5 protein-coding genes and 2 pseudogenes are annotated in these 7,366 nt (G+C 54.1%); all 7 read left to right on the top strand.

From position 1 onward, the window contains the following. The coding region (locus CPT76_RS18305; protein WP_146116346.1) for a helix-turn-helix domain-containing protein at positions 1 to 281 on the top strand (281 nt) is incomplete at its 5' end. A 258-nt stretch (positions 282 to 539) separates the two neighbouring features. Then, positions 540 to 1,514, top strand: a complete 975-nt coding sequence (locus CPT76_RS18300; protein WP_105443849.1) for an ABC transporter permease — start codon at positions 540 to 542, stop codon at positions 1,512 to 1,514. Beyond that, positions 1,508 to 2,422 (top strand): carbohydrate ABC transporter permease, encoded by a 915-nt coding sequence (locus tag CPT76_RS18295; RefSeq protein ID WP_374954661.1) that lies wholly within the window; start codon positions 1,508 to 1,510, stop codon positions 2,420 to 2,422. Before CPT76_RS18300 ends, CPT76_RS18295 begins: the two co-directional genes overlap by 7 nt. A gap of 88 nt (positions 2,423 to 2,510) precedes the next feature. Then, a pseudogene (locus CPT76_RS18290) lies at positions 2,511 to 4,174 on the top strand (ABC transporter substrate-binding protein). Between the two features lie 105 nt (positions 4,175 to 4,279). Beyond that, positions 4,280 to 5,631 (top strand): annotated as a pseudogene (locus tag CPT76_RS18285) (alpha-L-fucosidase). A 187-nt stretch (positions 5,632 to 5,818) separates the two neighbouring features. Beyond that, positions 5,819 to 6,541: a helix-turn-helix domain-containing protein gene (locus CPT76_RS18280; RefSeq protein WP_181152910.1), complete on the top strand. Its 723-nt coding sequence runs from the start codon at positions 5,819 to 5,821 to the stop codon at positions 6,539 to 6,541. 240 nt (positions 6,542 to 6,781) lie between these two features. After that, positions 6,782 to 7,366, top strand: a 585-nt coding sequence (locus tag CPT76_RS37580; protein WP_181152909.1) for a carbohydrate ABC transporter permease, incomplete at its 3' end; no start/stop codon positions are given.

Here is a 7,366-nt window from a genome sequence, read left to right as displayed (position 1 = left end):
ATTTTCTCAGTGAACGGTTCGATCTTCCCTCCAAAACGCTCAGCAAATTGTTCAAGGAGGAAACCGGGCAGAAGTTCGTGGACTATCTGATCGAGCTTCGGATCGGCCGCGCGCGGACGCTGCTTGAGAATACGGACCATGCCGTGCAGGAAATCGCCGAAGAGGTCGGATATTTGAACGTCATTTCGTTTGGTCGGATGTTTAAAAAAATCGTGGGCCTGTCTCCGGGGGAATACCGTGAACACATCACCCGGGCAGAGCGGGATTCAGCCGCTCTCTGACAGGCCGTTTGCGCCGGTTCCTCAAGGTGCCGTATCCCGCCGGGACAGATCCCTGCGGGATTTTTTTGGGTATGGACCAGGCCGGAAAGAAAAAAGTTGCACGGAGAAAAAGGTTTAGCCCTTCAGATTTTTCCTATGGGAACGCCGATTCAGTAACATGGCGGAAATAAGTTGACCGGGCGAAAGTTGTATATTGAACGCATCCGTGCCGTGCCGATAACATGAAGGCAACTCAAGCGCAAAGGAGAGTCGGCAGGTATGGAAGCAACTCGCAGCAAGGCGGCTTCACCGCATCCCCCCGAATTGGCCGCCCGCCGGAAGAGGGCGGGGTCACAGGCCGGCCGGAAAATCAGAAAGCACTGGCAGTTTTATTTGCTCGTCTTTCTCCCTCTGCTTTATATCGTCATTTTCAAGTACGTGCCGATGTTCGGCGTCATCATCGCATTTAAGGAGTACAACGTCGTACAAGGCATCCTCGGCAGCCCCTGGGCCGGGCTGAAGTACTTCAAGCAGCTGTTCGATACCCCGTTCTTCTGGCAGTACTTTAAGAACACGCTCGAAATTTCGCTGTACGGCATGGCGATCGGATTTCCGGCGCCGATCATTCTGGCGCTGGCGCTGAACGAAATTCGCAACGGCTTGTTCAAGAAATCAGTCCAAATGATTACCTATGCCCCTTACTTCATATCAACGGTCGTGATCGTCTCGATTCTGATCGTCAACTTGTCGCCAAACGTCGGGCTCCTCAGCAACATCTTCAGGTCGCTAGGGATGGAGCCGATCGATTTTATGGGCAAGGCGGGGTACTTCAAAACGATTTACGTCCTCTCGGATGTGTGGCAATTCACCGGCTACGGGGCGATCATTTATATCGCGGCGCTGTCCGGGGTCAATCCCGATTTATACGAGGCTGCCAAGGTGGACGGAGCTTCCCGGTTTCAGAAAATTGTCCATATCGACCTTCCCAGCCTCGTTCCGGTCATCGTCATTATGCTGATTCTGAACCTGGGACAGATCATGGGACTGGGCTTCGAGAAGATCTACTTAATGCAAAATCCGCTGAACCTGAATACGTCGGAGGTCATTTCGACTTACGTCTATAAGATCGGCTTGCTGGGCGCCAATTTCAGCTTCTCGGCCGCGATCGGGCTGTTCAACTCGGTCATTAACTTTGTGCTGCTGATCCTTGTCAATTTCATCGCCAAAAAGATCTCGTCCAACAGTTTATGGTAGGAGGTGCGGAAAGCGTGCAATCAACGAAAATACGCGAAGCGGTAGCGGACCGGCTGTTTCTGGGCATCGTCTACCTGTTTTTATCGCTGGTGCTGATCGTCATTTTATTTCCATTGCTGCATGTGCTGAGCGCATCCTTCAGCTCGCCGGCGGCGGTGACGTCCGGGAAGGTGTGGCTCTGGCCCGTGAATTTCAGCCTGGTCGGCTACAAGGCGGTATTCCAAAATTCCGATATTTTGATCGGATTCGGCAATTCGCTCTTTTATTCGATCGTGGGTACGCTCATTAACGTTTCGTTCACGGTGATGCTGGCCTATCCGCTGGCACGCAAAACGTTTTACGGCCGCGGGCTGATTATGGTGCTGATCGTGTTTACGATGTTTTTCGACGGCGGGCTGATTCCGAACTATCTGCTCGTCAAATCCCTGGGTATGGTCAATACGAGATGGGCTATGATCATCCCCGGCGCGCTGGCCGTATTTCAGGTCATTATCGCCAGGACGTTCTTCCAGTCGCTTCCCGATGAGCTGGCCGAGGCTGCTGAAATGGACGGGTGTAGCGACATGAGATTTTTTCTGCAGGTCGTACTGCCGTTATCCAAGCCCATCCTTGCAGTATTGTTCCTGATGTATGCCATCGGGCATTGGAACGCTTACTTTAATGCACTCATTTACCTGAAAGACAACAGCATGTTCCCTCTGCAAATCTTCCTGCGGAACATTCTCATCCTGAACTCGGAAAATTCCGACATGATGACCAATGTGAACAGCCTGCTCGTGCAGCAGGGGCTGAAGGATTTGCTGAAATATTCGCTTATCGTCGTCTCCAGCGCGCCGGTGCTGATCATTTATCCGTTTGTCCAGAAGCATTTTGTTAAAGGAGTCATGATCGGATCGCTGAAGGGATGATGGCGGTGAACGGAATTCCGTAAGGGGGGTGTGACCGGGTTAACGCTGCAGGATGTTTTGAAGTGGTCATTTGTAAGGGGGCATGGATATGAGCCATTTAAGCAAAGGAGGAGTTTCTTTGAAAAAACGGGCATTTATCAGCTTAAGCGTGTTGTTGGTATTATCCCTTCTGCTGTCGGCATGCGGAGGCTCCAAGCAGGAGCAGAATGACGCTGGGGCTGCCGCCTCGGATCCCAGTAAACCGGTGGAGCTGTCGGTATTCGCGCCGCAGCAGGCGGGGATCGAAAACATGGACGTTAACAAGTTCTCCAAGTACATCGAGGACAAGCTCGGCATCAAGTTTAATTGGAGCACGGTGCCGGACGCCGGCTTCAGCGACAAAAAGCTGCTGCTTCTGGCGAGCGGCGACTACCCGGCCGTCATCATGAACGCGGGCATATCCAAAGCGGACCAGATCAAATACGGCCAGCAGGGAGCCTTCATCCCGCTGAACGATCTGATCGACCAGTACGCCCCCAACATTAAAAAGGCGATGGAGGACGTGTCTTACCTGAAGCAGGGCATGGTCGCCCCGGACGGCAAAATTTACGCGCTGCCGAAGCTGAACGAATGTCTGCACTGCACCTATGGGCAGCGGATGTGGATCAATACTTCCTGGCTGGAGAAGCTGGGCCTGTCGATGCCGACGACGACCGATGAGTTTTACAACGTGCTGAAGGCATTTAAGGAGAAAGACCCGAACGGCAACGGCAAAGCCGACGAAATTCCGTTCACCACCTCGTCCGATGGCGTATGGGGAGGCGGCGTGGATTCGTTCCTGATGAACGCTTTTATCTATGACAACACCTCGGATTACTTAAGCATCAAAGACGGCCAGGTCATCTATTCACCGGCGCAGCCCGAATGGAAGGAAGGCCTGAAGTATTTGCGGAAGCTGTTTGCCGAAGGCTTGATGGATAAAGCCGTTTTTACGCAGAACAACGATGCGGTGAAGCAGCTGGCCAACAAGCCGGACGCCGCCGTGGGCACCGTAGGTTACGCGCTGCTTAGCAGTGCCTTCAGCGTGGACGACTCGAACCCGAGACATAAAGATTACGACGTCGTTCCGCCGCTGAAAGGACCAAATGGAGTCCAGCTGACAGGCTACAGCATTGGCGCGGGCGACGGATCGTTCGTGATCACGAACAAGGCGACGAAAGAGGAGCAGGTCGCTGCCATCAAACTGGCGGATTATCTCTGGTCCGAAGAGGGAACGGTCATGACCTCCTGGGGCTTTGAAGGTGAAGGCTGGAAAAAGCCGACAGCGGCAAGCTGGATTACAACGGCAAACCGGCGAAGTATGAAGTGGTTCCGAAGGCTCCGTCCGCGAACGGGGAAACGGCGCTGGACAATTTCTGGTGGCAGCTCGGCACGATGCAAATGCTCAACTCCATCCGCGAATCCTTTGCCGCTCCAAGCGATCCGCTGGGCAACGGTGCCTATGAATACCGCTTATGGCTGGCAGCCAAAAAATACGAGCCTTTCGCCAAGCCGGAAGTCGTCTATCCTGCGGATACGTTCATTGACCCGGCGGACGCCATGACGGTTGCGCAAATGCAGAAGTCGCTGACTGATTATGTGAAATCGAGCCTGGCGCAGTTCGTGACGGGCAACAAAGACATCGACAAGGATTGGGACAGCTACATCGCCGGCTTTAAGGGATTGCAGCTGGATCAATACTTGGCGATCTACCAAAAAGCGTTAAAGAAATAAGGGACGGCAGCCGGATATCTGAGGTGTAAAGCAGGTATCCGGCTTTTACAAGGAGAACAAGGTATGCATACCTGTAATCAAAACCAGGATGGAGGGCATTTCATGATGGTAACGACCGAAAGGATCCGCTACGCCGCACAGGTTCAGCCGACCGAACGGCAGCTGGCCGTGCAGGAGATGGAGTTCTACGCGTTCATTCATTTTACGGTCAATACGTTTACGGACCGGGAGTGGGGGGACGGAAGGAGGATCCGGGTGATTCTGACCTGCAAGCACCACGACGGTTTCTGCCTCTGGCCGAGCCGGTATACGGAGCACTCGGTCAAGAACAGCCCGTGGAAGGACGGGCAGGGCGATGTGGTCCGGGAAGTGTCGGAGGCGTGCCGGAGGAAGGGATCCGCTTTGGCATTTACCTGTCCCCCTGGGACCGGCATGAGCCTACATACGGCGATTCGCCGGCGTATAACGAATATTTTACCAATCAGCTGAGAGAGCTGCTGACCAATTATGGCGACGTGTTCTGCGTCTGGTTCGACGGCGCCTGCGGTGAAGGGCCGAACGGCAAGCGCCAGGTGTACGACTGGGACGCTTACTACGCGCTGATCCGCGAGCTGCAGCCGGAGGCGGCGATTTCGGTCTGCGGTCCGGATATCCGCTGGTGCGGCAACGAAGCCGGCCACTGCCGGGAATCGGAGTGGAGCGTCGTGCCTGCGTCGCTGCGGGATAACGAGAAGATCCAGGCGAAATCGCAGCAGGAAGACGATCCGGCGTTTGCCCGGAGCTACCGGTCGGAGGACGAGGACCTGGGCAGCCGGGCGGTCATCGAACACGAGCAGGATCTGGTCTGGTACCCGGCGGAGGTCAACACGTCGATCCGTCCGGGCTGGTTCTACCACGCCTCCGAAGATGACAAGGTCAAGTCGCTGGATGAGCTGATGAACGTATATTATGGATCGGTCGGCGGCAACGCGACGTTCCTTCTTAACCTTCCGCCGGACCGGCGCGGCCTCATTCATGAGCGGGACGTCCAGCGCCTGCAGGAGCTGGGGGACCGGATCCGCAGCACGTTTGGCACCGACTTGGCTGCAGGGGCTGCGGTGGAGGCATCCGTCCAGGCAGAAGGCCATCAAGCAGACCATGTTCTTGACGGACAACCGGACACGTACTGGGCGCCGCCCGAAGGCACGGAGCAGGCGTCGCTCACGCTGGATCTGCAGAGGGAGACCTCCTTTGACCACATCGTGCTGCAGGAATACCGGTACAGCCAGCGGGTTGAGCGCTTTGAACTCGAGTATCTGGATGGGGACACGTGGAAAACAGCATATGCGGGTACGGTTATCGGCCACAAGCGGATCTGCCGTTTTCCCGCCGTCAAGAGCCGTTATATCCGGCTTCAAATCCGGGAGTCCCGGTGGTGTCCGCAGATTTCCTCCATTCGGATCTATCTGCAGCCATAGAGCGGAACAATTATAGCTTCTTTTCAATCGTATACTATGCACACTTATTAAACTCCTCGCTGAGGCGGCCCGTATAGGGTCTGTCCATCGAGGAGTTTTTTTGCGGTTATCCGACATTCCCGCCTCAGTATAATGTTAATGAACTTCGAACCAACAACTTCAAATTATGGAAGGTGGGATATTCGTATTGGATAGATCTTCACTGTACACCGATCTCGTAACGTACCCTTCCGGATGGAAAATGGGCACGCATGTGCATCCCCATTTCGAAATCTGCGTGGTCACTTTCGGACGAGGTGTGTTCTATGCTGAAGACCAGGTCTTTTCGATTCAGGAGGGGGACGTCATCCTGATTACCCCAGGCGTACCCCACGACTACAGCTCCGTTACACCGATCCGCTTCGCCGTCCTGCAGGTTGACCATTTGTCGCATGAGCTCGAACGGTTATTTTTTCAAATGACAAATGAAGAATCGCTGCACCTGTTTCCCCTGGCCCATTATGCATTGGAGCGTTTTGAGAAGTTGTTCAGCGTGTGGCTCCACATGACCTCCGTCCGTCCGAATCAGCTGTTTAACCGGTTGTTAAAAACGTGGGTCGAGTTATTTATGCTGTTTTTATTGGACCGCATCGAACAACAGGATTCCAGAATTACCTTGGATGCCATTGCCGAGTATATCCGCACCAACCTGGACAAAGAAATGAGGGTGACCGATCTGGCGCGGATGATCCGCATGTCGGAGAGCGGGCTGCGCTCCTGTTTCAAAAAGACTTACGGTCTCTCACCCAAGCAATATCTACAGCAGTACCGGATGTCCGAGGCCAAAATGCTGCTTACCTTCTCCGACAAGACGGTTCAGCAAATCGCGAGCGGGGTCGGATTCCCCAATATTCATGCCTTCTCCGCCTAGGTTTCAAAAACAGACGGGAATGTCTCCCACCGCTTGGAGGAAAGAGCAGCGAAGAAGGGGCGGGTGAGAAGTCGAAGGCTGTCTTCGGAAAATGTTCAGCGATAATCGTAAAACTTGTGAAGTTTTTTATAAATACAGCGAGAGCGTCCCTTTATAAAATAGGCTTGCACGTTTAAGAAAACGCTGTCAAAGGAGGGGGAATCTGCTAAATCCGCAAAAAATCGGCTAGGAGGTGTCTGCTTGTCCCGTTCGAGTGCAGAGGTTCAACCGTCTGTTCAGGTCCGTTCGTCTAGGGGATCCATGAGCAAAATCGCAAAAGTGAATCTTCGGAACGGTCTGCTGTTCGTTTCACCCTGGCTGGCAGGGTTTGCCGCTTTTTCGCTGCTGCCGTTTCTGCTATCCCTGTACTACAGCTTTACGACCTACGATGTGGTCAGTTCGCCCGTTTGGGTAGGGTTGGATAATTTTGTGCAGTTATTCAAAGACCCGTTATTCTGGAAATCGATTACCAACACGATGTACTATACGTTATTTTCGGTTCCGCTCGGCATCGTCTTCGGCGTGGCTCTGGCGCTGCTGCTGAACATGAAGGTTAAGGGAATAGCTTTGTACCGGACGATTTTTTACCTGCCCAGCATCGTTCCGGTTGTGGCGTCTTCCGTACTGTGGCTGTGGCTGTTCGACCCGCAGTTCGGACTGATCAACGGCCTGCTGGATGCCATCGGCATTGCAGGTCCCGGGTGGCTGGTCGACCCGGCATGGTCGAAACCTGCCCTGATCGTGATGGGGCTGTGGGGCGTCGGCGGCGCGATGATCATCTACTCG

This window comes from Paenibacillus sp. AR247 (assembly GCF_002968895.1).
Lineage (GTDB): Bacteria > Bacillota > Bacilli > Paenibacillales > Paenibacillaceae > Paenibacillus_AQ > Paenibacillus_AQ favisporus.
This window is presented reverse-complemented; position numbering and strand designations above follow the sequence as displayed.

Coding starts and splice junctions, on each gene's coding strand:
- CPT76_RS18300 (WP_105443849.1), top strand. CDS start 540: ATGGAAGCAACTCGCAGCAAGGCGGCTTCACCGCATCCCCCCGAATTG.
- CPT76_RS18295 (WP_374954661.1), top strand. CDS start 1,508: ATGGTAGGAGGTGCGGAAAGCGTGCAATCAACGAAAATACGCGAAGCG.